A 25,128-nucleotide genomic window follows, 5' to 3' on the forward strand; every position below is an offset into this window, starting at 1 on the left:
AGTGGTACTCCTAGGTATCGGTCATCTTGCCCACTTCGGATAGAAAATGGAGGGTCTTTACATGGAGACAACGCATCAGCGTACGAGCCAGCTTGCCGAATTTTTGCAGACCCGGCGGGCCCGTCTGACTCCGGAACAGGCTGGTCTCCCCGGCGGAGGGAGACGAAGAACGCCCGGCCTTCGGCGGGCGGAAGTTGCGCTGCTTGCTGGCGTGAGTGTCGATTGGTACACGTGGCTTGAACAGGGAAGGGACATCTCTGTGTCCACTCAGGTGCTCGAGAGCATCGCCAGGGCGCTGCAGCTGGATGAGAATGAAACGAAGCATCTGTTCCTGCTGGCTTCGAGACTTCTGCCGTTTCATTATCAGCAGCCGGAAATGGCGATCAGTCCGCTCCTGCAGACATTCCTGGACGAACAGGGGGAACACCCGGCGTTTGTAGCCAATTCCCGCTGGGATATCGTCGGCTGGAACAGGGCGGCACGGCTCGTGTTCGGCGATTATGAGCAGATGACGGTCAGGGAGCGGAACTCGGTTTGGAGAATGTTCGTTTCTCCCTATACGAAGGAGCTTCTGGGCGAGGGCTGGGAGAAAAACGCCCGGCTTCGGCTCGCCCAGTTTCGTGCGGGATACGGACTCAATGTTGAGGATCCATGGTGGAGCGGGATGATTGAAGATTTGAACAAGGAAAGCGAGGAATTCAGGGCATGGTGGCCCCAGCATGATGTGCTGAACGTCAAGGAAGGCCGAAAAAAAATCTACCATCCGCGCGTGGGGCTGCTTGAATTCAGCCATATTACGTTCCAGGTGGAGGATTCTTATGATCTTCGTGCCACGGTGAACCTGCCATACAATGACGAGACCATACAGAGAATGAAACAGCTGCTTCAATAATGAGCAAAAGGCAGAAACCCATGCGGTTTCTGCCTTTTTTTGCTGAGTCGGTCCCATATTTTGCCCCCTCCCGTAACTCGCGGCTCTGCGCTGGAATATGATCGTATAGGACGTAATTCAGTTGCGGCGGCTGGCGGGCTGTATTCCAGCCAGAAGCCTGACAGGAGGCGAGGACGGTCGAAAAGCATCTGCTCATTTACGATGTCGACTGGTGGATCCTGGGCAAGACGGCCAAGATCATTCAACAGCATCATCCCTGCCTGGATATCATGTCCGCCAAACAATTGGAGGAGAGCATCGGGAGCAGGGGCAGCGAGGCGCTGAACCGGGAATATTCCCGCATCTCCGCCATGTGCCTGGGCCTGGCGGCATTTGCCATCTTTAAGCATATCCGGATCGATTCATCCGCTGCGGTCTCCTATTATTATTTCAGCAAAAATTACGACACGTTCCGTGAATGGGCTGACAAGCCGGTACCCGATCACGATTTTTTACGCCTGGTGATTCCCCGTATCGGCTCGATCGGGGCGATGAATCTGAAGCTGACCGAGTGCCTCGCAGCGATGGCACCGGCTGCTTCCGTCCGCCATATCGGACACTTTGTCGACCATTCGCTGTTTCATCCCGTTCCTGCGGACGGGGAGCCCTTGGAGCAGGAAGGCCGGCCGCTCGTCATTGGGTGGGCAGGAGATCCGGGAAAGGCATCCAAACGTTATGCGGCTCTGTACGAGCCGATCAAAAGTCATTTTGCCGGCCGGCAGGAAGTGCGCTTCGTTGAAACGGCAGGAGCATATGCGCACGAAGAGATGCCGCGCTTCTATCGGGATATTGACCTGCTTCTGATCACGTCGGCGAATGAAGGGGGCGGAGCGACGGCGCTTGAGGCTTTTGCCAGCGGCAAACCGGTGCTGTCCACCAACGTCGGTTACGTAAAGGAAGCAGCCCATCCCAGCGGGCATCATTTGATTTTGGACCGTGACGATCCCGGGGCGTTTATCCAGGCCATTGAAGGCTGCCTGCAGGAAAGATCGCGTTTAAGGGAAATCGGGCGTCTGTGCAGAACGGAAATCGAAGCGCACTGGACCATCGAAGCGGGCGTGAAACGCTGGCTCGCCGTCTTGTTTGGAATTTAGGAGGTGACGACTCACATGGGCACATCAAACTGGCAGAACCTGTCTTATTGTGTGGAACTCATCCGGCAGGCAGCTCCGTCCAGCGTTCTTGACATCGGGGTCGGGTTCGGCCGGTGGGGCATGCTCTGCAGGGAATTTCTCGATGTCTGGCAGGGGCGCGTCTTTCGAGAACAGTGGCAAACGAGAATCGAGGGGGTCGAAGTTTTTCCGAAAAATGTGGACGACTATCATCCATACTTTTACAACCATATATATATTGGGGATGCCTACGAACTGATGATGAAACGGCAGCTTGGATCCTATGACTTGATTATTATGGGCGATGTCCTTGAGCATTTCGAGAAGGAGCGCGGGACCGAGCTGCTTGAAGCGTGTCTGAAGCAATGCCGCAGACTGCTCTTGAACGTTCCAATTGGCCCCGGTTGGCCGCAGGGCGCCGAATACGGCAATGCATTCGAAACCCATCGCAGCGTTTGGACGGAAGAGGAGCTGGACCATTATCCAACCGCCTCCAAGCATATGTTCAAGGATTATATTCAGCGTGAATTTGCCACCTATTTGTTCCAGGGCGCACAGCAGCACGGATAAAAGTCAGGGGCTTTGGTCAATATCAACACCGAATGGGGGAAGCGCCATATGACGGGGCATGGTGCCAGCAGAGATTACGTAGTTACTGAAATCCCTGTTGAGCTGCTGTTCACCGAATTGGATGTCCGGTCGGCCCGTACCGACCATCTGATCGAATCGTATACTGACCGTTGGTACGAACATCATCTTCAGTATGCCGACATTTCCATCATGCGGCTCGTTCCGCACCGGGAGCTGTACCGCTACTTTGCCGGGGTGCCGGGCGCTGCACCGGATGCTTACCAGAATTGGTATGAACAGATTCACGCGACACGGGGAATAACGCCGTTGATGTCCGGAATAGAGCTGCTGAACCAAAGACGGCTGGAATACGACAATATGCGGTCCGAGCTCCTCGACGGATCGGACTTTTTTTTCGATCATCCGGTCAAAGCGAAATGGAATCCGGCCGGATATTTCAACGTATTGGACGGACATCACAGGGCTTGTTTTTTGTACTGCCTCGGCTTTCGGAGGATTCCGGTCCGAATCCCGCTGCAGGATTATACGGTCTGGCTTCACTCCGCGGCAGCGGCTGACGTCGAGCAAACGATGAAGGACCAGCATCGAACGCTGATTTACACGCCGATCTTACACCCGCAGTTTTATGATATGCGCAGCGAGCGGGACGAGACATATCCAACGAGGCTGGACCACATTGCACGGTTTTTGGGGCCAGGGAAGCTGAAAGGGCGGAGCGTCCTGGACATCGGCTGCAACATTGGTTACTATTCCAGGCATTTCGTCAGGGAAGGGGCGGACGTCACCGGGGTGGAACCGGATCCGGTCCACTATGCCCTCCTTCACAAGCTGAACGCGATGGAACGGACGGCATTTTCCGTCATGACGGAGCGTTTTGAAGAATCCGAAGCCGTAGAGCAATATGATATCGGACTGCTGCTGACCGTTTTTTATCATGTCATGAAAGATCCGGAAGCTTGCAGGCGGTTTCTCGCCCAGCTGGACCGAAGCGTCTGCGGTCTGCTCTTCTGGGAATCCGGGGATGCCATTGAAGCGGAGAAGAAGATGCTGATGGATAATACCGGTTTTAAGCATTATGAAAAGCTGGCGGATACGTTCGGCACGGGGAAATACCGGGAACTCGGTGTTTTTCGAAAAGCATAGACCGGCAAGCCGGTTAATCTATCGGAAGCGGAGGTGAGATGTGGATGCATGACGAATTGTCCGTTTTGATCCCATACCAGCCGGACGGCGGGCCGAGGGATGAGGCGCTGTCCTTTGTCCTTCGGTTTTACAAGCATATTCTGCCCTCGGCGGACATTTGCATCGGGGAGATCGGCGCGAACGAACCTTTCAGCAGATCCAGGGCGATTAACCGGGCGGCGTCCCGGGCAAGCGGCAGCATCTTCATTATTGCCGACGGTGATATCGTCTACGACCCGCAGCTGGTGGCCGATTCGGTCCGCTGGATCGAGCAGGGGCGGTGGGTCATTCCGTTCAGCCGGATCAACCGGCTGACGCAGCGCATCTCCAGGTTGGTCATAGAGGGTGAGGCAATCTGGCCCCTGGAAACCGAACCGGATACTAGGGAGGAACATGCCGCCTTTTTCGTCGGGGGCTTAAATATTGTCGGCCGGGGCGCATTTGAGCGGATTGGCGGTTACGATGAGCGTTTCATCGGCTGGGGGGGCGAGGACGAGGCTTTTGCTTATACGATGGATACACTGGTGGGAGAGCATATCCGTCTTGACGGACTGATGTACCATTTCTGGCATCCTTTCGTAGGTCCGCAGGGCAACCCCCATTATGAGCATAATTACAGTCTTTTTCAACGATACAGAGCTGCTCGCGGAGACAGGGAGTCGATGAACGAGCTGATTCGGGAAAAAGCAGGCGGGTAAGCCATGACTGTGAGGCGTTCTGTCGTAACAAGGGCAGCATGGGATGAACAGGAAAGGAAGGAGCAGAATCTATGACATTATCGGTCATTGTCCCGATCCTGAACGAAGAGACCTTTGTTCCTTTGTATCTGGAGAGCGTGGCAGCCTTTGCCGATGAAATCATTATCGTGGATGGGGGAAGCACGGACGGAAGCCTGGAGCATATTGCCCGGCTGGAGACAAAGTATCCGATCAAGCTGTTTACGATGCCGCAGACAGGTCTTCCCTATACCGAGGACTGGAACGAATCGGAAGTGCGGAACTTTTTGATCGGTCAGGCCACCGGAGACTGGATTATGAACCTCGATATCGATGAAATGATGGACGACAGGTTCCGGGATTTGCTGCCTGAGCTGATGGCAAACACCGCCGTTGATGTCTATCAATTTCCGTTTGTGAACTTTTGGAGGGATCCGAACACGATTCGGGTCAACAGTCCAGGGGATGAGCGCTGGTCCAATGACATCACCCGGATGTGGCGGGCCGGCAAAGGAATCCGTTACCGGGACGAGAAGCATCACTGCACTTTGGAAGCGGCCGGCGGAGCCAGCATTTGGAGCCTTCCGCGCGTACGGGCTGATGTCAACGTATACCATTACCACTATGCGATTGGCAAGCGGATCAAATATAACGACAACCGCAGAGGAGATGTCAATCTGCTGAACAATGTAGGGGAACCGGATTGGAATTACAGCCATAAAGAGTACCAAATTGCCACGGTCCCTTTTCAAGGAGAGCACCCGGCCGTCATTCAGCGCTATTTGGAACAGCTGAATGGCAATGGTAAGAGCACTCCAAACCTTTGAAGCATGAAAAGAACTAAAGCCCTCACTGCCGAACCGGGAATAATCCGGGATCCGGGTGAGGGCTTTATTTGTGACATCCCTTTGCCTCAAATCGAATGATTCAGCCATCGTAAAGGCCTATCATGTAAGCGACTGCTGAACGATCCGGGACGCTTCAGGCTCATCGTACAGCTGAACTTCCGGTAATTTGGCGGCCAGCGGCTCGAATTGACTAGCCTGGTAGCATTTTCTATCCACCGCATAATGATTGGCATGAATCTCTTCGAACAACTGTTGCGACCCGCAATAAACGGCTAAATCGAAGCTGACCTGGCTGAACAAATCGATCCGGTTGGTCAAATACAGCCGGGGGCCGGCCTTGCGGATACCCACGACGGGATGCTGAAGATATGTCAGCGTGTAGACAATCACGGTGCAGTCGTCCCTTTGGGCGAACTGCTTCACCAGCTGCTGCCATCTTGCAGGTTCGTCACTCCAGGACAATTCACCAAGCAGCAGCACCCGCTTTTCTCCAGGGTGGAGAGCATCGGCCTGTTCCCGGACTTCTTCCGGGGTTGCGGACAGGTTAAAAGGGTTCAACGGACCCTTGGGCAGCTGCCACGACTTGGTCCACTTTGCTTCATAATAATGCTTGTTTCGTTCCCACAGCGCTTGATATTCCTGGCTTTTCAACTTCTTGATCGTTGCGCTGCCGTGATGGTACACAAAGGCGTCTTCAACGATCACCATCCGGTAACCCGCTTGCTTGACCCGTTCACAGTAATCGTCGTCTTCAAACATACCGATGCCGTAATGGCGGTCCAGCGGCCCGATCTCTTCAAATGCGCTGCGCCGGATGGCCACACAGAAAAATCCGAGCAGTCCGGTTTCGCGGGTGCGTCCGCGGTAATTTTCATAAAACTCCTGCAGCCAGCCGGGATCCGCTCCCTGTACGGGGTCACCGATAAAAAAGTCCAGCGCCTGATCATTCCCTACGTGGTTGGACATCGGTCCGGTCATGGCGATATCGCTGTGTTCCTGCATCGGCCGGATCAGCTTGGGAACCCAGGTCGAGTCGGGGACGATCGTATCATTATTAAGGAGAATCAGATATTCGCCGGTCGCACAGCTTGCTCCCAATGAGTTCGCCTCGGCAAACCCCAGATTGATGGGTGAAAAGACGGTCTGCACCGGTTTCTGCGCCAACGCCGCAAGCTGTACACGGGTCTGATCGGTGGAGCCGTTATCGACTACAATGATCTCCATGTTCGGATAGGCGTCTTTCCGAAGCAGGCTGTTCATACACTGCCGGGTGAACGACCAGTTGTTATGGGTCACGATGACGATGCTGACCTTCGGAAAAATAAACCGCTCAATGGCACGATGCAGCATTTCGTATCGATGCCCCCACGTATTGCACATGGCAAATTTACGCCGGATTCTCGCGGCTTCCGGCTGCGCCGCCTCGATGCTGAGCGTCCGCTCCACCGCCGCCTCGAACGCTGCAGGGGAATCCGCGATTTCCACCATGTCCGAGGCGATTTCGGTCAGCTCGGGCAAAGGGGTGGAAACGACCGGCTTGCCCGCAGCCAAATATTCATAGAGCTTGACGGGGTTTGTCGCCTGGGTCAAGTTGTTCTGGACGAACGGAATGATCGCGCAGTCAAAACGGTGAAGATAGCCGGGTAGCTCCTCATAGGGCTTCTCCCCGAGCAGCAGGACGTTCGGCAGCTGTTCCACCCCGGAGGTGTCGCAGCCGAACGTATGGCCGATTAAGGCAAAGGTCCATTCCGGCCTGTTCCGGGCCATCGTTTCAATCAAACCGATATCAAACCAATCCGAGATCGCGCCGTAATAACCGATCACCGGGCCGGAAATGCTGCTGAGTTCTGCGGGGGCGCTGCCCGCCCAGCCGGCGAAATGGCTGACATCGGCAGCGTTGCGCACCAGAATCGATGCGGGATTCAGCTCACGGACGCGCTGATGAAGCACTTGCGAGGAAGTGATCACCACATTTGCTTTTTGGATCAGCAGGTCTTCCTGATGAATAACGTCGGCATGATTGGTCGAAAAGCCGGCATGATCATCCATGCAGTCATACATGATGTTGTGCCGGTTCATCGCCGTGACAAGCGGAGTCCAAAACGGAAGGTCGACGATGGATACATACGAGGTGACCGCAAATTTGGCAAGGACATGCTCCAGTGACCATTTCAAATATTGGATATCCAAATCGTCCATTTGGTCCTGATACAAGTTTAGACGTCTATGGGCACAGAGGGTCACCAACCATACGTTCCGGTCTACCTTTTTGAATTTGACATATCGGCAGACTTCATCCCTGGCGGCATGCTCCTTTGAGTTGCAGACGACGTCCGTCGTTATATAAAAAACGCGGTGACCTCGTGCGGCGAACTGCCGGGACAACTGCTGCGGACGCTGCCAGCGGAAGTCCCAGTCAATAACGGGAAACCGGATGATATCATAGGGTACCGCCGAATCCGGACCGGGTTTTGCTGTTTGAAGATCCTGTATGGGCTTCATTGTAGGAGGAGCCGAGTTTGGGAAGCGAGGGGTCGAATACGCCCCATGGCGCTGCCCTGGAAAAGGCTCCATCGGCAGAGAATTGCGCGGTGAAGCAAGTGCGGTTATACGCGGGTCTAGGGTGTGTTTTGGCTTGGCAGAATGATTGCTTTTTGATTTATGGGCCGCGGAGGCAGACAATGGACGGGATCCCTTCCTGGATCGGTTCCTCGGTTTGTTCAAGCGTTATTCTCCTCCCTAAACGATTGTCTATGTACAAAATATGTACCGGGTCAGATTTACGTTTGGGTATAACACCATACGAGAGGATCATTTTTAGGAGAAATGCCCGGGTAAAAGCTTACCGCTGGGCATTTTGATCAACTTCCACTTGGCCTGGTCCCTATCGTAATCTACTCACATATTGTACCAATGACTATAAAGGAGGTAGGTCAAGTGAAATTGGTATTCATGAAAAAACACGTGAAGGATTACGGAATACCCGCACATCACAAAAAGAAGCGGCATCACCATAGGAAAAGAACGTGGCCGCTTCTGAAAGTGATCCATGATATCAAGCACCGGCTGTTGAAACTGAAACAGCAGTTCGAGAGCGTGGCGGGTACCGTGGCGGAGCTTTCGGCTCGAGTGAGCAAGCTGGAGCAGCAGGTTGCCAACCTGAACAGCCGCTCGGGCATCGGTCCAGGACCGGCACCAGGACCGGCGCCGGGTACTGGACCTACAGGCATCGTGGCCCTGCTCACACCGCGGATCAATACACGCGTCACGCTGGAAACGCCAGTGGGGACCATATTCGGCACTTTGATTCTGATTGGCGAAGATTATGTGCAGGTTCTTGAACAGGATGGAAGCAACGTGTTGATTCCGTTCCGCAGCTTGCTGGCCGTTTCATAACCTTAGTGAATTCAGGAGGGAAAGCATATGAACTTTGAGGAAGCACTTGCCGTTTTTGTTGGCAGACACGTGGAGGTGCTGCAGCCCAATCAGTTTATACAGGGCACCCTGGTTTCTTCTTCAGGCGGTATACTTGCCGTGGATACGGTGAGTACTAATTATATCCCAACAACGCAGCGCGTAAATATTTCCACGGGCAGCGTAGCGCTGGTCCGCATCCTTCCTCAGTAAACGATCATGGTTTCGGTGCAGTCCCATTGTCCCCGGCGTTCATCCAGCTCAGCCATTCCGGGTAATGATCTGCATGGCGGTGCGTAATGCTGTGCAGGCGGATTCGCCGATGGTACAGTGCCCTATTGACACGCAACAATTCGGCGGACCCCGACATTCTGGCGAGGATTTCGATATCTTCGTACAGACGGCCGCCGAACGGGGAATCCGTGCTCCAGCCGGACAACGATCTAAGTCTGGCTGTATTGAACATCCGCGGGGCGATGGGAATGCCGGCTTCGATTACACTGGCAGTGGAGAAAGGATGAATGGCGGTACGTACGCCCTGATAGATCAGCTGCTTATTTTTCCGTTCCTCCCACTGGATGTGATCGGCATATATAACGCCTGCCTGCCTGTGCAGGCTAGCATTGCTGTATAACTGTTCCAGGCAGTCGGGGGACAGCCAGTCGTCGGCATCGAGCTCGAGCAGCCAGCTTCCTTTCGCCATGGACAATCCCGAATTCAGAGCATGGGCCTTTCCCGAATTGCGTTCCAGCCGGCAGGTGCGGATGCGGTGGTCCGGATACAGCGAGTCCAAGATATGTGCCGTATGATCGGTCGACCCGTCATCGATGATTAAGAGTTCCCAATCGGGCAGCGTTTGCGCCATGACCGATCGGACGGCCCAGGGAACATACTCGGCATCATTATAAGTACATAGCAGGACGGTTACCAGCGGCACTTTATGTGACGCGTCCGTCCTCGGCTCAACCTGGATCGGTGCAGCGAGCAGCGGACACAGCAGCTCCCATTCCTCACGCTTTTTTTGCCAGGGTAACGGGGAGGAGACAGCCGGAACCACCGGACAATTGCGGGTAGAAGTCCAGGTGAAAGCGGCGCTCAGCTGGTATTGTTTGTCTAACAGGATGTAGGATTCGAAAGGCAGCAGCACTGTTTCCGTGAAACCTGGTGAAGGCGGCGCCATGACAGCGTCCGTTCGCCAGATCAGCGGGCCTCTGGGCGGCTGGAACCGTTTGCGTCCGCCCTCTTCTGGGGTTGTGGGGCTGAAGAGGCAGCCGGCCGACGCTTCGGGAAGATGGCAAAGCTCTGTGCGCAGGAAAGCATCCATGCCCGGAAGCAGCCGCTCCCCCGCGTGCAGCGTCAGAAAGTAGGGCTCCTGGTACGAGGCAAGCTCCTGGTTCATCCGGGAACCGAGGCTGCCATGTTCCAGCACGACGACATTCGAATCAGGGAGCTCCTGCTGTACGGAACAGGCGGTTGATTGTGCGTGGCGCTGGTGGAGGGAAGGCAGAATGAAGACGAGCATGGCGGGCTCCTTTCCCAAATCCGTCGTTAACATAGCGTATGTAACAATGGCCCAAGTGACACTGTGAAATTGACAAATCGGCCTGGCCGAAGGAAGAGCCGTAACGAAGAAGCGTAAAGAAGATGCGCAAAGAGGAAGCGTTATGAAGACGGCCGCAGGTACGCAAAGCAGCCGCGGGAGATCCCGCGGCTGCTTTGCGTACCTGCGGCTTATCGCTTTAACGGTTGTCGATTTTCTCCGGATACAGATCGTGGTTGATCATGCGCTGCTCCGCCCACTGCTCATACTTGGTGCCCGGGCGTCCGTAATTGCAGTACGGATCGATGGAAATGCCGCCCCGCGGCGTGAATTTCCCCCATACCTCAATATAGCGCGGATCCATCAGCTTGATCAGATCGTTCATAATAATATTCATGCAGTCTTCATGGAAGTCTCCATGATTCCGGAAGCTGAACAGGTACAGCTTCAGCGACTTGCTCTCGACCATTTTCTGGTCGGGAATGTAGCTGATATGAAGCGTGGCGAAATCGGGTTGTCCTGTGATCGGACACAGGCTGGTAAACTCGGGAAAATTAAATTTAACGAAATAATCGCGGTAGGCATGCTTGTTATCAAAGCTCTCGAGCAGATCAGGGTCATATTGGAACACATACTGGGTCCCCTGGTTGCCGAGAAGCGTCAAATCCTTCATTTCGTGCGGCTGTCTTCCAGACATATCGTCATTCCTCCTGGATCGTTTCTAATTTGTTCAATAGGAAAATGTTTTCAGCTGGCATCCGCCCGAATCTGCGAGCTTAAGGCTGCTGCAGATTTGGTCAAACACCGCGCTTATTTCCCCACACCAGCGCGTGAAGCTGGGGCAGCACGCGGACCGCGTTCAACTCGGGGGAAGCGACCACGGCGTCGATGAGCCGCTCATAGCGGACGAGCAGGTCGGCGGCATGGCCCGCGATATCCATCCGCTTCAGGTCGGGGTTGCCGACCTGAAGATACATCGGCGCCTGCGGGTACCGGGCATGGACTTTGGCGGCATAGGCCAAATCGGCATCGTCAAAGACGACGACTTTCAAGCTGTACGCGTAAGCGGCCGGTCTGGCCGCAAGCCGGGTCACGATGCTGTCCAGCATCTCCCAGTCGGTCTCCATTCCGGAGCTCGGCGGCTTTGGCGACAGTGTGACTTCGTGAATGTCGTCGAGCCAATCCTGCCAGCGGGAGCCCTGGGTTTCTACGGCTATCCGGATCCCGTGGCTTTCCAGCAGGCTCACAAGCGAGCCGAGCTGGGGCAGCAGAGCCGGATTGCCGCCGGACAGGGTGACGTGGGAGAAGCGCTCGCCACCGATCCGCTGAAGCTCCTCCCAGATGTCGCCGGCGCTCATTTGGCGGATGTCCGCCTTGGCACTGCCGTCCCATGTAAATGCGGAGTCGCACCAGGAACAGCGGTAATCGCAGCCCGCAGTGCGCACGAACATCGTCTTCTGACCGATGACCATGCCTTCGCCCTGAACCGTCGGGCCGAAAATTTCAAGCACGGGAATGTTCATTCGTACATCCACTCCCGTCTCGCCTCGGCATAACTCGTCGGCGTTTCGTACAGACGGACGAATTCGGTCCGGCCGCCCTCGATTCGGTAATCCCCGCAGTTAAGCGCCTCTTCCATCCGCTCAAACAGCCAAACGACTATATTCTCAGCGGTCGTATTCATCGGGGGCAGCGTTTCGTTCAAATAGCGGTGGTCCAAGGAAGGTTCGATCCGTTCCTTCCAGATTTGCTTGATCAGGCCGAAATCGGCGGTAATGCCGACCTCGTCCGGATAGGCGCTGATCCCAAAAACGGCTTTATACGTATGGCCGTGCAAGTTTTTGCATTTGCCCTCATAGGCATGCAGGTGATGCGCGGCGTCGAAGGTAAACTCTTTGCTGACAAGCACCCTCTTATGATGATAGGGCAGGTCGGATGGCTGGATGTCTTCCCCCAGCTTTTGCAGCCGGTCCACGATGCGGAATTCGCCGGGAGTCTTGGTCATGGCTGCAGCGCCTCCGCCTTGGATTGAAGGTATTTATCAAGACCAGCCTTGCGCAGCCGGCAGGCAGGGCATTCGCCGCACCCGTCGCCGATGATGCCGTTATAGCAGGTCAGCGTGCGTTCGCGCACGAACGGGAAGGCGTCCAGATCGTCGGCAAGCTTCCAGGTTTCCGCTTTGTCGAGCCACATCAGCGGCGTATGGATGACAAAGTCGTAGTCCATGGCGAGGTTCAGCGTCACGTTCAGGGACTTGACGAAAGCATCCCGGCAGTCGGGGTAACCGCTGAAGTCCGTTTCGCATACGCCGGTGACCAGATGTCTGGCGCCGGATTGCTTGCCCAGCACGGCGGCGAAGCTCAGGAACAGATGGTTCCGGCCGTCCACGAATGTGCTGGGAAGTTCGCCTTCCTCCTGCGTAATTTCAATGTCGCTTCGCGTCAGCGCGTTCGGGGCGAGCTGATTCAGCAGGCTCATGTCCAGCACGGTGTTCTTCACGCCGAGCTCTGCGGCGATTGACTGCGCGCATTCGATTTCAAGCCGGTGGCGCTGACCGTAGTCGAACGTAACCGTTTCGACTTCCTTGAACTGCCGGAGCGCCCAGAACAGGCAGGTCGTACTGTCTTGGCCGCCGCTGAACACGACTACCGCTTTTTCGTTTTTGAGCATAAAAAAACCTCTCCTTCATGATTTGGTCCGGTAAGCAGGGCTGGAAAGCACCTGATCTCCGGCAGAAGAGAGAGGGTTCTTGAACTGGCATCCGTAAAAAAACAAGCCCGGTCTTTTTATGGCCAAAAGAGGGCAGTCTTAGTTTTTTATAGAGGGAGTTCGCGAACCTCTCCCGCGCGGGAACGCGCGGATTTTCTTCAGTTAAGCGCAGGGTGCTGCGCCGGACTATTATATCATATCTTTGCGGATGAGGGAGTTTTGGATTTCAACATTCTCGCTGCTGACCTTTTTACGGAACTGGCTCGGCGAAATGTTCTTGTACTGCTTGAACTGCTGGATAAAGTAGCTTGAGCTCGAAAATCCCGTCTCCTGGGCAATTTCCGTCATGGTCATCTCGGTGGTCAGGAGCAGCTTCTCCGCCTCGGTAATCCGAATATAGTTCAAATAATTGGTAAACGTTTTGCCCATGATCGCTTTGAAGCGGCGCGAAAAATAGCTGTAGCTCAGGTTGCAGATCCGCGCGGCGGCCTGGGCGTTGATGTCAAAGCGGTAGTTGTCGTCGATATACTCGAACACTTTCTGCAGCATCTGGATGTCCATCTCCTTTAGGGAGTGGGCAACATCCCAATGGAGGCCGAGGTTTTTCGATTCGCGCAAAAACCACAGGAAGAGCCTGCAGATCAGCGTCCGGACCGCGAGCTCGAAGCCGTAAGACCGGGTCGTGAATTCGTCATAAATTTCGCGAACCAGGCCAGGGACGACCGTATCCTTGATTTCGGACTCGGCGAACATCCGCTGATTGTTCGATTCCGCCATCGTAAACGGCAGCACGTACTTCGATTCGAATACGGTTCTGGATGTCGAGTACAAAATTTCAGGATCGAATTTAATGACGATATAAGAGACCGGCTCCCCATCCAGCGCATAGATGGAATGGGTTTCATGCGAGTGGATCACGATCAGATCGCCCTTGCTCAGGGTATGGGACTCTCCTCCCAGGAACACCTTGGCTTTTCCCGTGAGAAAATAAAGAATCTCGATATACATGTGCCAGTGGGCGTGAACGATCCAGCGGCTGCCGGCGCTTTGATGGATCATGCATTCGTACGGATAGTGGATCGTCCCGATGGATGGGCGGTTCGACTCAAAATAAGGCTCGGTCATTTTCGCACGCTCCCGTTATACAATGACAAATATTTAATATATTAGAATAGGTTCATTGTATAACTTATCGAGGGATTTTGGTATCGTTACTTTGTATCAACGGAAGGGGTGCAAAGGATGGAAAAGGTGGCATTGCAGTTATATTCAATCAAGGAACTGACAGGAACTGATTTTCTCGGGACGCTCCGGAAGGTTGCGGAGCTCGGCTACGATGGCGTCGAATTCGCCGGTTATTTCAATACTTCCGCCTCGGATCTGAAGAAAGCGCTGGACGAGTATGGCCTGCAGGCGGCCGGCAGCCATATCGGCGTCTCCGAGCTGACGGATCACCTGGATCGGACGATCGAGTATTCGCAGGAAATTAATAGCGCTTACATCATCTGTCCCGGTCTTCCGGAGGAAATGAGAAACAGCGCTGACAGCTACAAGCGTACTGCGGAGCTGTTCAACCGAATCGGCGAACGCTGCAAGCAGAGCGGTATCCGCTTCGGTTACCACAATCACGGCATTGAATTTGAGAAATTCGATGGCGAATACGGGCTGGACCTGCTGGTGAACAATACGGACCCTGATCATCTGTTCATCGAGCTGGATACATATTGGGCGGAGCACGCCGGACTGCGCTCGGTGGACTTTATCAACAAATACAAAGAGCGCTGCGCCATTCTGCATATTAAGGATATGAAGAGCCTGGAGGACAAGCGGAATACGGAGATCGGTTCCGGCATCATGGATTTCCGTGCCATTACGGCGGCAGGCAAGCAGTACGGCGTCAACTGGTTTACGGTCGAGCAGGAGGAATATGAAATTCCGCAGCTGGACAGCATCGGCCAGAGCCTGAAGTATTTACGGGAAATTTTGTAATTCTGGTACAATCCCATTTTATATATGAAAAGGAGAATGAGTCATGGCGCAAAATACCGATAGAGTATTGAAGGTAGCAATCGTTGGTTGTGGAGGCATCGCCAACGGCAAGCACATCCCGAACCTGGTTAACCAGAAAAACGTAGAACTGGTGGCGTTTTGTGACATCATCGAAGAGCGTGCCATCGAGTCCGCCCGCAAAATCGGCAAAGAGGATACGATTAAAATTTACACCGACTACAAAGAACTGCTGAAGGATGAGAGCATTGACGTCGTGCATGTGTGCACACCGAACAAATCGCACTCCTTTATTACGATCGACGCCCTCGAAGCAGGCAAACACGTGATGTGTGAGAAGCCGATGGCCAAGACAGCCAAAGAGGCAAGAGCGATGGTCGAGACTGCCAAGCGGACCGGCAAGAAGCTCACGATCGGCTATGACAACCGCTATCGTCCGGATTCCCTGACCCTCAAGCAAATTTGCGAAAGAGGCGACCTCGGCGACATTTATTTTGCGAAAGCGCATGCGATCCGCAGACGCGCCGTGCCGACATGGGGCGTGTTCCTGAACGAGGAAGAGCAAGGAGGCGGTCCGTTGATCGATATCGGTACGCATGCGCTGGACCTGACGCTCTGGCTTCTGGACAACTACAAGGTAAAGAGCGTCAAAGGCAACGTGTACTACAAGCTTGGCGACAAGGAAAGCCCTGCCAACGCTTTTGGCCCATGGAAGGCGGAAGAATTTAAGGTGGAAGACTCTGCGTTCGGCTTTATTACGATGGAGAACGGCGCAACCGTCATTCTGGAAGCGAGCTGGGCGCTCAACACGCTCGACGTGGGTGAAGCTCAGGCATCCCTGTCCGGTACGGAAGGCGGCGCGGACATGAAGGACGGCCTGCGCATCAACGGTGAGGACCTTGGTGTGCTGTATACGAAGAAGCCGGAGCTGAAGACAGGTGGAGTCGCCTACTTCGCAGGCAATTCCGAGAGCCAAGCCGGCAGAGAATGCCGTCTTTGGATCGAGAGCATTCTGAACGATACCGAGCCGATGGTTAAACCGGAACAGGCGCTGGTCGTAACGGAAGTTTTGGAGGCCATTTACGAGTCTGCCCGTACCGGCAAAACGGTATATTTCGACGACCAGCTTGTCACGGCCGAAGGATAAGTTCAGCCCTGTCAATCAATACGCTACAATCAAGTACAACCGTCCGGCTGCTGCCGGGCGGTTTTTTTGCGTTGAAAGGCTCGTTCGCAGGAGAGCTATTCCCACGCAGCTGCCCCGGATCAGCGGTGATGTACGGGTAAAGGCTGGATTCCTGGTATCCGAGGACCGGCTTTTTTTGCCTGAAGGGGATGCGAGGCTTGTCCCCAGAGGCGTCGCGTGTAGACGTTTGTACCTAATTTGTTGATCAATTTGTGTACAAATGCTAGAAGCTATTAAAAAATAGGAAAAATTGGCCGAATAGTAATAATGAATGTTTGTTTTTCGTAGGAGGTTCATCCTAAACAAATCGATGAATTGGGGAAAATGTACTAGATTTCGCGCCTTTCATTTTAGTAGCAAAAGCTGCTGTAAGCGGACCTGGTGATTACGAATGGAGCTGCGTGCTCAGGAGGGCTTGATGATCAGACTGTATATGCTTGGGATCAAGAACGTTTCTGCGGCGCATTTCGATCATTTTATGAAACGGGTCTCTCCCGAACGAACCAAACAAGTACGACGAATCAGAAACAGGAGGGATGCTGTAAGAAGCCTGTTCGGCGAGGTCATGGTGCGCTGGGCGGTGAACCAAGTAAAGCCTGCTGCAGCCTTTTCCAAGCCATGGACACGCAGCGAATTTGGCAAACCGGCCTTTGCAGACGAACCGGATATTCATTTTAATCTTTCCCATTCCGGAGATTGGGTGGTAGCCGCCCTCGGCCCATCTGAACTCGGAGTGGATGTTGAGCATGTGCTCCCTGTGAACCCGGGAATTGCTGAATCATGTTTTTCACCCGCTGAACTCGGAATGCTTCAACACTTGACCGAAGAAGAGCGGCTGAACCGGTTTTATGACATCTGGACGCTCAAAGAAAGTTATATCAAGTGCATCGGCAGAGGATTAAGTCAGCCGCTGGGCTCATTTACGATCACGGTTCGTCCGGACGGAAAAATAGAGTACAGCGGTCCCGATATTGAAGCACGCAACTATCAGTTTATGCTGATCCCTATGGATGGACCATATAAGCTCGCGGTCTGTACGAAAGCAAAGGGGCCGATCGAAATTTACACGCCGGAAATAGAGCAACTGTTGGATATGGAAATGTTTGCAGGTTAATTTCTGAAATGAATGGAAATATCCATGAAAATTATGGTAGACTAGGTTTGCGAAATGAACAATTTATAGTTACTAATTATTCATTAGTTTCTATAAAAATGTACATGTAAAATCCATAGGCAAAACTGCTGAAAAGCAGTGACGCAAAGCTATAGGGACTACTTCCGAAACGGGATATGTCAGCCAGTTGCAGATGAATTGGTGAGCTGTGGTTTGCATTCCCATAGGTTGCTATTTTTTTGCCCTGAACATGCTGTTTTCTGCCACAGGGAGGTGTTGATCGGAAATCCAAGATCGTTTCTGGGATAGCCGGGTGGATAGGTGCCTGGAGATTACATAATAGAGAGACAGACTAAAGGAGAGAAACGAAAATGAGCAAGCTTAAGCAATTTTCTAAGAAATGGCGGTTTAGAAATTTAAGTATTGTAAGCAGAAGTATGCTGCTGACCAGTCTTTATATTTTCATCACCGGGGCAGTCGTCATTGGCGCAAGCTTTTATATCCAGGGAACCGTTCTGACCGAGCAGCTGCAGTCGGATTCCGGTAAAACGATGGATGCCTTGGTGAAGAGCGTATCGGTACAAGATGTCGAGCAGGCCAAGGATGTTAAGGATCCCAACGCCGCTGTCCAGCAAAAGCTAACGGGTATCTTTGACGAGCTGTCCCGTACACATCCGAATATTGCCCAAGGGTATATTTTCGGGCCAGAGCTCGAAGGAGGCAATCAAACCTCGATAATTTCGATGCCGTCGGCTGTGCTGGAAATGTTCGCCAAAGATAATTTGCATCTGGGCGACCTGTACGAGCAGCCCAAAATACATGCCGATGCTGTCCGCGAAATGCTGAAAACGAAAAAACTGGTGTTTACCAAAGCATACACAGATAACTATGGTACATGGATCACGGTCCTGTATCCGTTCCAGGATGCAGGAGGCAACATCTTTGCCTATATGGGCATCGACGTGGATGCCAGCCTGGTCGCTTCCGGGCAGAATGATCTGCTTCGCAACACGCTGCTCGCCCTGCTGATTACGCTGGTTATCGTATTGGCGCTGCAGTATTACACGAACAGACGGACGTTTGCACCGATCAAATCGCTTATGACGGCGCTGGACAAGCTCAGCAAAGGCGATTTTACCGTACAGCTGAAGGCCGGCGACGATGAGCTTGGACAGGTTAACGCCAAATTCAACACGATGGTGAACCAAATCAACGAGCTGGTAGGGACGATTAAAAAAGTATCGGAGCAGTCGGCGGAGCAATCGAAGTTCCTGTTCTCTGCTGTGGAGAACAATAACAAAAACTCGTCGGCCATTACGAAAAATATTGAACAAATGTCCGAGCGGGTTGCACTGCAGAGCACGTCCATCACGGAGAGCGTCGTTTCGCTGGAGGAAATTTCGTCAGGAGTCAACACGATTGCCGGCAATACGTCCGAGCTGTCGGACATTTCGATGCAGATGAAGGATCAGTCGGAAAAAGGGAACGAGAACGTTGAGCAGGTTATCGAGCAGATGAATTCGATCAACCACTCGGTTAAAAATTCCGTGGACATTATTGAGAAGCTGCAGGTCCGTTCCCAGGAAATCGGCCAAATTGTTCAGGTCATTACGGAGATTGCTTCCCAGACCAATCTGCTGTCCCTGAACGCAAGCATCGAAGCGGCGCGGGCCGGCGAGGAAGGCCGGGGATTTGCCGTGGTAGCCGATGAGGTCAAAAAATTGTCCGAAGAGTCCAGAAGATCCGCCACACAAATTATCGAGCTGATCCGCTTCATTCAGGATGAGACCGCACTGGCCGTCGAGGCCATCAGCGAAGGCGAGCAGAACGTCGCCAAAGGGATTGAGGTCGTCAAGGAAACCGGCTCCCTGTTTAAAGGCATGATGATCGCGACCGATTCGGTTACGAGCCAAATTCAGGAGGTTTCTGCAGCAACGCAGCAGATGGTTGCCGAAACCGAGCAAATAACGGCTTCCATCAAACAGCTTGCGGAGCTGGCGGAGAAAAACTCGGCCGTATCCAGCGAGATCAAGACGAGCGCCCAGGAGCAGCAGGCTTCTTTTGACAGAATTTATGATTCCGCCAATCAGATGAACCAGGTCGCTGACCAATTGGAAACCTTAGTCGATAAATTGCGGGTGTAATCATGAAGGAGCTGAACATTTTGAACACAACATCGATAAGCGAGCGCAGCAAGGCATACTGGTCCCAGGAACTCGAGCTTCCTCTGCCCGGACTCAATCTCTACACGGATGAGCCGGTGCGGGAAATTCAGCCCGATATGCTGCGGATCACGGAAACACTGGACTTGGGACCGGAAGAGGCTGCTGAACTGAGCCGGCTGGGCAACCCTCGTGCCTGGTGGCTGGCTGGTTACGCGGTGTTCCTGTACAGGATGAGCGCCGATCAGGATTTGCTGCTTGGCGTGGTGAGCCGGCAAGGAGAACTGCTGCCGCTTCGCGCAGCGATCAGCGGACAGGATACGTTCCGGCAGGTCTATGCGCGGATCGAAGCCAAGCTGGGAGAGCTGGACGCTGCGGATTTGAGTCTGCAGGAGCTTGAAGAAATGATAGGGCAGCCCCTCGGCTATCAAGCGGTGTACGGCGAGGTTCATGGAAGCCGTTCGGCTTGGCTGGGCTGGAACGTTCAGGCGAAATCCGGTCGTTGGACGCTGAGCATCGCCTTTGCGCGCCAGCTGTTCCGGGAACAGACCGTGCGCAAGTTCAGCAGGCATTACGCTCAAATCGTTCGCGGTGCGCTGCGCAACGCGGATCTGGAAATCAGCCGCCTGCCTTTTCTGCTGGAGGAGGATCGGGCCGCTTATGCTGCTTTGAATGATACGCAGATGGACCTTCCGGAACAGCCGACGATCGTCCGGATGATGGCTTCCACCGTAGCGAAGTATCCGGACCGGATCGCCGTCACTCAAGATGGGCAGCAGTTAACCTACAAGCAGCTTGACCGGCAGTCTAACCGGATCGCGAACATGCTGCTGTCCAAAGGGCTGCAAAAAGGGCAGTTCGTGCCTATTTTCATGAAGCGGAGCCTCGAAACGATTGTTTGCATGCTCGGTGTTATTAAGGCAGGCGGGGCTTACATTCCGCTGGATCCTTCCCATCCGGATGAAAGAAACGCCTACATTATTGCTGACACGCAAACCGGGATGATCCTGACACATGCTGAATATGTGGACCGTCTGGAAACGCTGCTTGCCGGTTTTGACAGGAAGCCGGAAATTCTCCCATCGGGAGAACAGGCGGACTCCTACCCGGAAGCAGCATCCCCGGTTGCCATTGAGCCGGATGATCTGGCCTATATCATTTATACGTCCGGTTCCACAGGCAAGCCGAAAGGAGCCCTGATCGCTCATCAAGGCGTCGTCAACTTGGCGGAGTCCACGCGGAGGGAGATGGATCTGACCGAGGAGGACGTGATTCTCCAGTACTCCACGTTCAGCTTTGACGCGTCGGTCTATGACATTTTCGGATCGCTGGCCTGCGGCAGCCGGCTGCACCTGCTCACCGATGAGGAGCGTTTCTCCATCGACGCCTTCACCGCGGCGGTGGTGGAGCAGCAGGCGACGCGCGTCGCCATTCTGCCGACCGTTTTCTTCAACCAGCTTGCCGCCCATTTGCCTGAAGAGGATGCGCCCAAATACGGGAACATCAAGAGCATCATCGTCGGTGGCGAGGCGTTGTCGGGAGAGGCCGTACGCATGCTGCAGAAAAAGCTGCAGGTTCCGATCGTCAATCTTTACGGTCCTACCGAGATAACGGCGGTGGCAACCTCCCATATCGTCGATTATCCGGTTCCGGACGATCTGACGACAGTATGTATCGGAACGCCGCTGAGCAATTATGAATTGTACATTGTCAGCGAGCACGACGAGCTGTGCCCGATCGGAGTTACCGGCGAGCTCCTGATCAGCTCCGTCGGCGTGGGCAAGGGGTATTTGAACCAGCCCGAAAAAACGAAGGAAGCCTTCATCACCGATCCGATTACGCCGGAGTCGGGCAAGAAATTTTACCGTTCGGGCGATATGGTCCGCCTTCTTCCGAGCAGACTGGTGGAGTATCGGGGGAGAAAGGATGCCCAGGTAAAAATCCGGGGCTTCCGGATCGAGATCGGAGAGATCGAGGACAATCTGGCAAAGCATGAGTCCGTCAAGGATATCGCTGTCATTCCAAGAACCGAAGCGGATGGAACCAAAGTGCTCGCTGCCTTTTATACGTCAAATGATGGGCAGCCGGTTCTTTCCAGGGACCTCGCCCAATTTTTAGGCCAAAAGGTGCCCGGCTACATGGTTCCCAAATATATGTGCTTCGTGGATCAAATGCCGCTGTCACCGACAGGAAAAATCGATCGCAAAAAGCTGGCGGCCTTCGAGATCGTGCCGGAAGAGGACGATTCGCCGTATGATGCCCCGGTCACAGCCATTCAGAAGGAAGTAGCCGCTGCCTGGGAGAAAGCGCTTGGCCAGACGAGAATCGGCATCCACGACGATTTCTTTGAAATCGGCGGCTACTCTTTGAAAATATTGGAGATTCTGGTGCTGCTCAAGCCGAATTATCCGCAGCTGAAGATCAACGATTTCTTCGTCTACCCGACAATTGCCGCATTGGCCGGCCGGATCGAAGTGCTGGCCCATGAAGCGTCCACAGCCGAGGAGGCATTCGGTGAGGACGTTCCGCTGCAGGATTTGGCGGAGTTTCCGCTGAGCTTTTACCCTCAGGATCCTGCCGAAGGGCGGGTATACACGCAGGAGAACATTCTGCTGACCGGCGCGACCGGTTACCTTGGCTCTCACCTGCTGTACGAGCTGCTTCGCCAATCGAAAGCTTCGATTTATTGTCTCGTTCGGCCATCCGGCGTGCAGGAGCCTTACGCCCGGCTGGAACAGACGATGGTCGGATACTTCGGGAATGAAGTCAAACGTCTGATGGACAATCGGGTCATCGCCGTGCAGGGCGATCTGGAACAGGAGCATTTAGGGTTGAGCGAGGAAGTTCGGGACATGCTGGCAGATCGCCTGGACTCCATCCTCCATTGCGGTGCGGAAGTCAAGCATTTCGGGGAAGCGGACTATTTTGCCAGGGTCAACGTGGACAGCACGAACCGTCTGCTGGCATTGGCCAAATCCAAACCGGGCGTTCGGTTCCATTTTATTTCGACGCTTGGCATTCCGGAAGATTTGGCGCTGAACGGCCAATGGGCTTCGATCACGGCCGGCTCCGGTTATGACGAAGCATACGTCGAGAACGTCTATACCAACAGTAAGCTTGCTGCCGAGAAACTCGTCGTGCAAGCCGGCCGGGAAGGCCTTGCTGCTTCCGTGTATCGCGTAGGCAATTTGTCCTGCCGGTCGGATAACGGCTTATTCCAGAATAACATCGACAACAATGCGTTTTACCGCATGCTTAAGGCGATGCTGCTGCTGAAGAAGGCGCCGGATGTGCGCTGGGAAGTCGATATGACGCCGATCAATTTCGCGGGAGAAGCCATTGCCGCCTTGGCGCTTCAGGACGCGACCGTCGGACGGATGTTTCATATCTGCAACCCGGTCACGGTATCTTATCGAAACATGGTGCGGTTCTTCCAGGCATACGGTTATACGATCGACTTGACCGATTGGAAGGAATACGAGCAATGGCTTCTCGATCCGAAGCAGGCCAAGGACCAGGCGGGCCTGGAGCTGGCTATGGCGCAGCTGGAGGGGGACGGCGCGAAAAACTCCAATTACCGCTACGCATGCCCGCAGACACTCGAGTACCTCGAGGGGACCGGGGTCCAGTGTGCTCATCCGGATGAGGCTTATTTCCGCAAGCTGATCGCTCATGCCGTCAAGGTGGAGTATTTTGAGCAGCCTGAATAGTCGGGAGAATTGTTATCATTCGGATAAACCCTTGGGGCTGTAATGCGGCAAGCGGATGGTCATGAACCTGGCAAGGAAAGAAAAAGTTAGAACGTGTTAGAAATAAAGACAGAAACGGACGAAAGCGAATAATATAGCCGGAGCCGTATGAGGAGTTCGAGTTTTGCAAGGCAGGGTGGGCATAGTATTGTGCAATCTGCGACCGCAGGACATAGCAGACAAAAGCGAGTTCTCGTATCATATAGCGCGACAATCAATTCACCAGCACTGTTAACAGCAATACACCAGCAATTCGCGAGCAAATCACCGAGCAATAAACGAGTAATTCACCAGTAAGAGCCAGCTTTAGAAATGAGGGTAGAGGAAGAACCGGCCCAGCAATCGCATGGATAAAAGCAAAAGCATCGTCAAGAAGCAAAAGCTTGACCCAGGTCCGCCGAATGATAATAAGTAACAATACTAGAAAGACAATAGCACCTAATGGCGGCAGGACTTTAGCTATACGACTGTGAAATTGAAATGAATGAATGGTACAAGAACAATTCAGAAAGACAGATAAGGAATAACAATCTGCGGGACTTAAGCAATACTAAGGGGATTTGCGGACTTTGCGGGCTCTTTCGGCAAATGATATTTCCAGCCATATTAGCACTCCTAGTCATACCACTCATCCTTTTCCATGTTTGCTGAATATTGAAATCGAACGACATGATGCCGTTCGATTTTTTTTTTTGCAATCCCTTGAACCTTACGCTGCGTAATGTTTTATATTAGAGCTACCGGTACAAGTCTTCGCGAAGCAAGGGGATGATTATGAACACGCAGTGGAAGGTCGGGGAGCTGGCGGCCATGACGGGACTGACGATCCGAACGTTAAGGTACTACGATCAAATCGGTCTGTTTTCTCCGTCCGGGCATACCGAATCCGGTCACCGGATCTATAACGGGCATGATTTGGCCAAATTGCAGCAAATATTGTCTCTGAAAGAACTGGGATTATCTCTCGATGAGGTCAAGGAAATCGTGGAGGGGAACGAATTCAGCCCGCTCGACATTGTCCGGATCCAGATGGACCGCCTGAGAAGTACCATCCGGTTGCAGCAGCGGCTCCTGCAGGAGCTGGAAAACGTATCGGCTCTTCTGCAGCATGACCAAACGTTGACGGTCAACGAGTTTACCGCACTGCTTGAAGTGATGAAGAAGAGCAAGGAAAAGTTCTTTTTGGAAAAACGGACAAGCATGGAGCGCAGCCTTGACCGGCTCGGGGAGGCGCTTGGGGAAAACCAGCCGGATCCAATGAATAGGAACAATCCAGGGAGGCCATGACCATGAATAACGAACGATCTGTCATTCACGAAACATTTGTTATTGAACGCAATTATCAAGCAGCGCCGGCGAAGGTGTTTTCAGCCTGGTCCGATCCCGAACTGAAGTCAGCCTGGTTTCCGAAAGCCGACAGCTTCGAGTTTAAGGTAGGGGGGCGCGAAGTCAATGCCGGCGGGCCTCCGGATGGGCCGGTGTTTACCTTTGATGCCGTTTACCAGGAGATCGCAGAGAACGAGCGGATCGTCTATACGTATACGTTGGATCAGGGCGACAGCCGCATGTCTATCTCGGTCGTGTCGGTCCAGTTCCAGGCGTCGGGGCAGGGAACAAGATTGATTTATACCGAACATGGTGCGTTTCTCGACGGACTGGATACAGCCTCGATGCGCGAGCACGGGACCAAGATTATGCTGGATAAGCTGGGCGAAGTTGTAGCTGAGTAGCCCGGTCAAGGTGGTCATTGCAAGATGCAGTACTGCATTCAGATACAACAAGGTCGCCTCAGGGATCCTGAGGCGCCTTTTTTGCATTGAAGGGTCGGTCTTCAATCTTCAGTTAGAAGTGCCACCGTGTAGAAAAA

Annotated in this window: 22 protein-coding genes and 2 riboswitches; of the genes, 15 read left to right on the forward strand and 7 right to left on the reverse strand. The window is 53.6% G+C overall.

The genetic code is table 11. The features are described from left to right. Positions 1-61: 61 nt before the first annotated feature. The 6 genes from ABIE48_RS11215 to ABIE48_RS11240 all read left to right on the forward strand — a co-directional run bounded on the left by ABIE48_RS11215 (position 62) and on the right by ABIE48_RS11240 (position 5,359). Positions 62-892, forward strand: coding sequence for a helix-turn-helix transcriptional regulator (locus ABIE48_RS11215; RefSeq protein WP_076167287.1), 831 nt, complete (start codon positions 62-64; stop codon positions 890-892). Positions 893-1,161: 269 nt separating this feature from the next. Next, positions 1,162-2,025, forward strand: a complete 864-nt coding sequence (locus ABIE48_RS11220; protein ID WP_260869203.1) for a glycosyltransferase family 4 protein — start codon at positions 1,162-1,164, stop codon at positions 2,023-2,025. A 15-nt stretch (positions 2,026-2,040) separates the two neighbouring features. Then, entirely contained in the window at positions 2,041-2,613 is a 573-nt protein-coding gene (locus tag ABIE48_RS11225; RefSeq protein ID WP_192714546.1) for a class I SAM-dependent methyltransferase, read from the forward strand. A gap of 48 nt (positions 2,614-2,661) precedes the next feature. After that, positions 2,662-3,777: a class I SAM-dependent methyltransferase gene (locus ABIE48_RS11230; RefSeq protein ID WP_192714545.1), complete on the forward strand. Its 1,116-nt coding sequence runs from the start codon at positions 2,662-2,664 to the stop codon at positions 3,775-3,777. A gap of 44 nt (positions 3,778-3,821) precedes the next feature. Continuing rightward, on the forward strand, positions 3,822-4,514 hold the full coding sequence (locus tag ABIE48_RS11235; protein ID WP_145156989.1) for a galactosyltransferase-related protein: 693 nt from the start codon (positions 3,822-3,824) through the stop codon (positions 4,512-4,514). A 71-nt stretch (positions 4,515-4,585) separates the two neighbouring features. Next, positions 4,586-5,359 carry a glycosyltransferase gene (locus ABIE48_RS11240; RefSeq protein ID WP_145020984.1) on the forward strand — a complete coding sequence of 258 codons (774 nt, stop codon included), beginning with the start codon at positions 4,586-4,588 and terminating at the stop codon, positions 5,357-5,359. A 120-nt stretch (positions 5,360-5,479) separates the two neighbouring features. Here the strand turns inward: ABIE48_RS11240 and ABIE48_RS11245 are convergent, their stop codons facing one another. Then, a complete protein-coding gene (locus tag ABIE48_RS11245) occupies positions 5,480-7,882 on the reverse strand; it encodes a glycosyltransferase (protein WP_354518878.1) in 2,403 nt (800 codons plus the stop codon). A gap of 435 nt (positions 7,883-8,317) precedes the next feature. Here ABIE48_RS11245 and ABIE48_RS11250 point away from each other — a divergent pair, with 435 nt between their 5' ends. Together ABIE48_RS11250 and ABIE48_RS11255 are read left to right on the forward strand one after the other, a co-directional pair. Beyond that, positions 8,318-8,776, forward strand: coding sequence for a hypothetical protein (locus ABIE48_RS11250; protein ID WP_354518880.1), 459 nt, complete (start codon positions 8,318-8,320; stop codon positions 8,774-8,776). Positions 8,777-8,803: 27 nt separating this feature from the next. After that, on the forward strand, positions 8,804-9,007 hold the full coding sequence (locus tag ABIE48_RS11255) for a hypothetical protein (protein ID WP_145020978.1): 204 nt from the start codon (positions 8,804-8,806) through the stop codon (positions 9,005-9,007). A gap of 4 nt (positions 9,008-9,011) precedes the next feature. Here ABIE48_RS11255 and ABIE48_RS11260 read toward each other — a convergent pair whose 3' ends face one another. From ABIE48_RS11260 to ABIE48_RS11285, 6 genes are all read right to left on the reverse strand, one after another. Continuing rightward, positions 9,012-10,316 (reverse strand): glycosyltransferase family 2 protein, encoded by a 1,305-nt coding sequence (locus ABIE48_RS11260; RefSeq protein WP_354518882.1) that lies wholly within the window; start codon positions 10,314-10,316, stop codon positions 9,012-9,014. A 217-nt stretch (positions 10,317-10,533) separates the two neighbouring features. Next, positions 10,534-11,031, reverse strand: coding sequence for a preQ(1) synthase (gene queF / locus ABIE48_RS11265; protein WP_192714542.1), 498 nt, complete (start codon positions 11,029-11,031; stop codon positions 10,534-10,536). 100 nt (positions 11,032-11,131) lie between these two features. Next, positions 11,132-11,857, reverse strand: coding sequence for a 7-carboxy-7-deazaguanine synthase QueE (queE, locus tag ABIE48_RS11270; RefSeq protein ID WP_192714541.1), 726 nt, complete (start codon positions 11,855-11,857; stop codon positions 11,132-11,134). Further along, positions 11,854-12,339, reverse strand: a complete 486-nt coding sequence (queD, locus tag ABIE48_RS11275; RefSeq protein ID WP_192714540.1) for a 6-carboxytetrahydropterin synthase QueD — start codon at positions 12,337-12,339, stop codon at positions 11,854-11,856. The genes queE and queD overlap by 4 nt, the downstream gene beginning before the upstream one ends. Then, the gene (queC, locus tag ABIE48_RS11280; protein ID WP_192714539.1) at positions 12,336-13,004 is read right to left on the reverse strand and encodes a 7-cyano-7-deazaguanine synthase QueC; all 669 of its coding nucleotides are present in this window, start codon (positions 13,002-13,004) and stop codon (positions 12,336-12,338) included. The genes queD and queC overlap by 4 nt, the downstream gene beginning before the upstream one ends. Positions 13,005-13,136: 132 nt before the next feature. After that, positions 13,137-13,180: riboswitch (PreQ1 riboswitch) on the reverse strand. Between the two features lie 52 nt (positions 13,181-13,232). After that, positions 13,233-14,168, reverse strand: a complete 936-nt coding sequence (locus ABIE48_RS11285; protein ID WP_076167260.1) for an AraC family transcriptional regulator — start codon at positions 14,166-14,168, stop codon at positions 13,233-13,235. A 117-nt stretch (positions 14,169-14,285) separates the two neighbouring features. Here ABIE48_RS11285 and ABIE48_RS11290 point away from each other — a divergent pair, with 117 nt between their 5' ends. The 7 genes from ABIE48_RS11290 to ABIE48_RS11320 all read left to right on the forward strand — a co-directional run bounded on the left by ABIE48_RS11290 (position 14,286) and on the right by ABIE48_RS11320 (position 24,991). Further along, positions 14,286-15,032: a sugar phosphate isomerase/epimerase family protein gene (locus ABIE48_RS11290; protein ID WP_192714538.1), complete on the forward strand. Its 747-nt coding sequence runs from the start codon at positions 14,286-14,288 to the stop codon at positions 15,030-15,032. A gap of 43 nt (positions 15,033-15,075) precedes the next feature. Next, entirely contained in the window at positions 15,076-16,197 is a 1,122-nt protein-coding gene (locus tag ABIE48_RS11295; RefSeq protein ID WP_089546859.1) for a Gfo/Idh/MocA family protein, read from the forward strand. A gap of 457 nt (positions 16,198-16,654) precedes the next feature. Continuing rightward, on the forward strand, positions 16,655-17,350 hold the full coding sequence (locus ABIE48_RS11300; protein WP_186325878.1) for a 4'-phosphopantetheinyl transferase family protein: 696 nt from the start codon (positions 16,655-16,657) through the stop codon (positions 17,348-17,350). Positions 17,351-17,458: 108 nt separating this feature from the next. Continuing rightward, positions 17,459-17,545, forward strand: a riboswitch (cyclic di-GMP riboswitch). A 176-nt stretch (positions 17,546-17,721) separates the two neighbouring features. Further along, positions 17,722-19,494 carry a methyl-accepting chemotaxis protein gene (locus ABIE48_RS11305; protein WP_145020961.1) on the forward strand — a complete coding sequence of 591 codons (1,773 nt, stop codon included), beginning with the start codon at positions 17,722-17,724 and terminating at the stop codon, positions 19,492-19,494. A 20-nt stretch (positions 19,495-19,514) separates the two neighbouring features. Further along, the gene (locus tag ABIE48_RS11310) at positions 19,515-23,222 is read left to right on the forward strand and encodes a non-ribosomal peptide synthetase family protein (protein WP_192714537.1); all 3,708 of its coding nucleotides are present in this window, start codon (positions 19,515-19,517) and stop codon (positions 23,220-23,222) included. Positions 23,223-24,035: 813 nt separating this feature from the next. After that, the gene (locus ABIE48_RS11315; RefSeq protein ID WP_145020956.1) at positions 24,036-24,548 is read left to right on the forward strand and encodes a MerR family transcriptional regulator; all 513 of its coding nucleotides are present in this window, start codon (positions 24,036-24,038) and stop codon (positions 24,546-24,548) included. Between the two features lie 2 nt (positions 24,549-24,550). Further along, positions 24,551-24,991, forward strand: a complete 441-nt coding sequence (locus ABIE48_RS11320; RefSeq protein ID WP_145020953.1) for an SRPBCC family protein — start codon at positions 24,551-24,553, stop codon at positions 24,989-24,991. Positions 24,992-25,128: the final 137 nt, after the last annotated feature.

The sequence above is a fragment of the Paenibacillus sp. OAE614 genome, from assembly GCF_040546645.1.
GTDB lineage: Bacteria > Bacillota > Bacilli > Paenibacillales > Paenibacillaceae > Paenibacillus_AQ > Paenibacillus_AQ favisporus.

Coding starts and splice junctions, on each gene's coding strand:
- ABIE48_RS11215 (WP_076167287.1), top strand. CDS start 62: ATGGAGACAACGCATCAGCGTACGAGCCAGCTTGCCGAATTTTTGCAG.
- ABIE48_RS11220 (WP_260869203.1), top strand. CDS start 1,162: ATGTCCGCCAAACAATTGGAGGAGAGCATCGGGAGCAGGGGCAGCGAG.
- ABIE48_RS11225 (WP_192714546.1), top strand. CDS start 2,041: ATGGGCACATCAAACTGGCAGAACCTGTCTTATTGTGTGGAACTCATC.
- ABIE48_RS11230 (WP_192714545.1), top strand. CDS start 2,662: ATGACGGGGCATGGTGCCAGCAGAGATTACGTAGTTACTGAAATCCCT.
- ABIE48_RS11235 (WP_145156989.1), top strand. CDS start 3,822: ATGCATGACGAATTGTCCGTTTTGATCCCATACCAGCCGGACGGCGGG.
- ABIE48_RS11240 (WP_145020984.1), top strand. CDS start 4,586: ATGACATTATCGGTCATTGTCCCGATCCTGAACGAAGAGACCTTTGTT.
- ABIE48_RS11245 (WP_354518878.1), bottom strand. CDS start 7,882: ATGAAGCCCATACAGGATCTTCAAACAGCAAAACCCGGTCCGGATTCG.
- ABIE48_RS11255 (WP_145020978.1), top strand. CDS start 8,804: ATGAACTTTGAGGAAGCACTTGCCGTTTTTGTTGGCAGACACGTGGAG.
- ABIE48_RS11260 (WP_354518882.1), bottom strand. CDS start 10,316: ATGCTCGTCTTCATTCTGCCTTCCCTCCACCAGCGCCACGCACAATCA.
- queF (WP_192714542.1), bottom strand. CDS start 11,031: ATGTCTGGAAGACAGCCGCACGAAATGAAGGATTTGACGCTTCTCGGC.
- queE (WP_192714541.1), bottom strand. CDS start 11,857: ATGAACATTCCCGTGCTTGAAATTTTCGGCCCGACGGTTCAGGGCGAA.
- queD (WP_192714540.1), bottom strand. CDS start 12,339: ATGACCAAGACTCCCGGCGAATTCCGCATCGTGGACCGGCTGCAAAAG.
- queC (WP_192714539.1), bottom strand. CDS start 13,004: ATGCTCAAAAACGAAAAAGCGGTAGTCGTGTTCAGCGGCGGCCAAGAC.
- ABIE48_RS11285 (WP_076167260.1), bottom strand. CDS start 14,168: ATGACCGAGCCTTATTTTGAGTCGAACCGCCCATCCATCGGGACGATC.
- ABIE48_RS11290 (WP_192714538.1), top strand. CDS start 14,286: ATGGAAAAGGTGGCATTGCAGTTATATTCAATCAAGGAACTGACAGGA.
- ABIE48_RS11295 (WP_089546859.1), top strand. CDS start 15,076: ATGGCGCAAAATACCGATAGAGTATTGAAGGTAGCAATCGTTGGTTGT.
- ABIE48_RS11300 (WP_186325878.1), top strand. CDS start 16,655: ATGATCAGACTGTATATGCTTGGGATCAAGAACGTTTCTGCGGCGCAT.
- ABIE48_RS11305 (WP_145020961.1), top strand. CDS start 17,722: ATGAGCAAGCTTAAGCAATTTTCTAAGAAATGGCGGTTTAGAAATTTA.
- ABIE48_RS11315 (WP_145020956.1), top strand. CDS start 24,036: ATGAACACGCAGTGGAAGGTCGGGGAGCTGGCGGCCATGACGGGACTG.
- ABIE48_RS11320 (WP_145020953.1), top strand. CDS start 24,551: ATGAATAACGAACGATCTGTCATTCACGAAACATTTGTTATTGAACGC.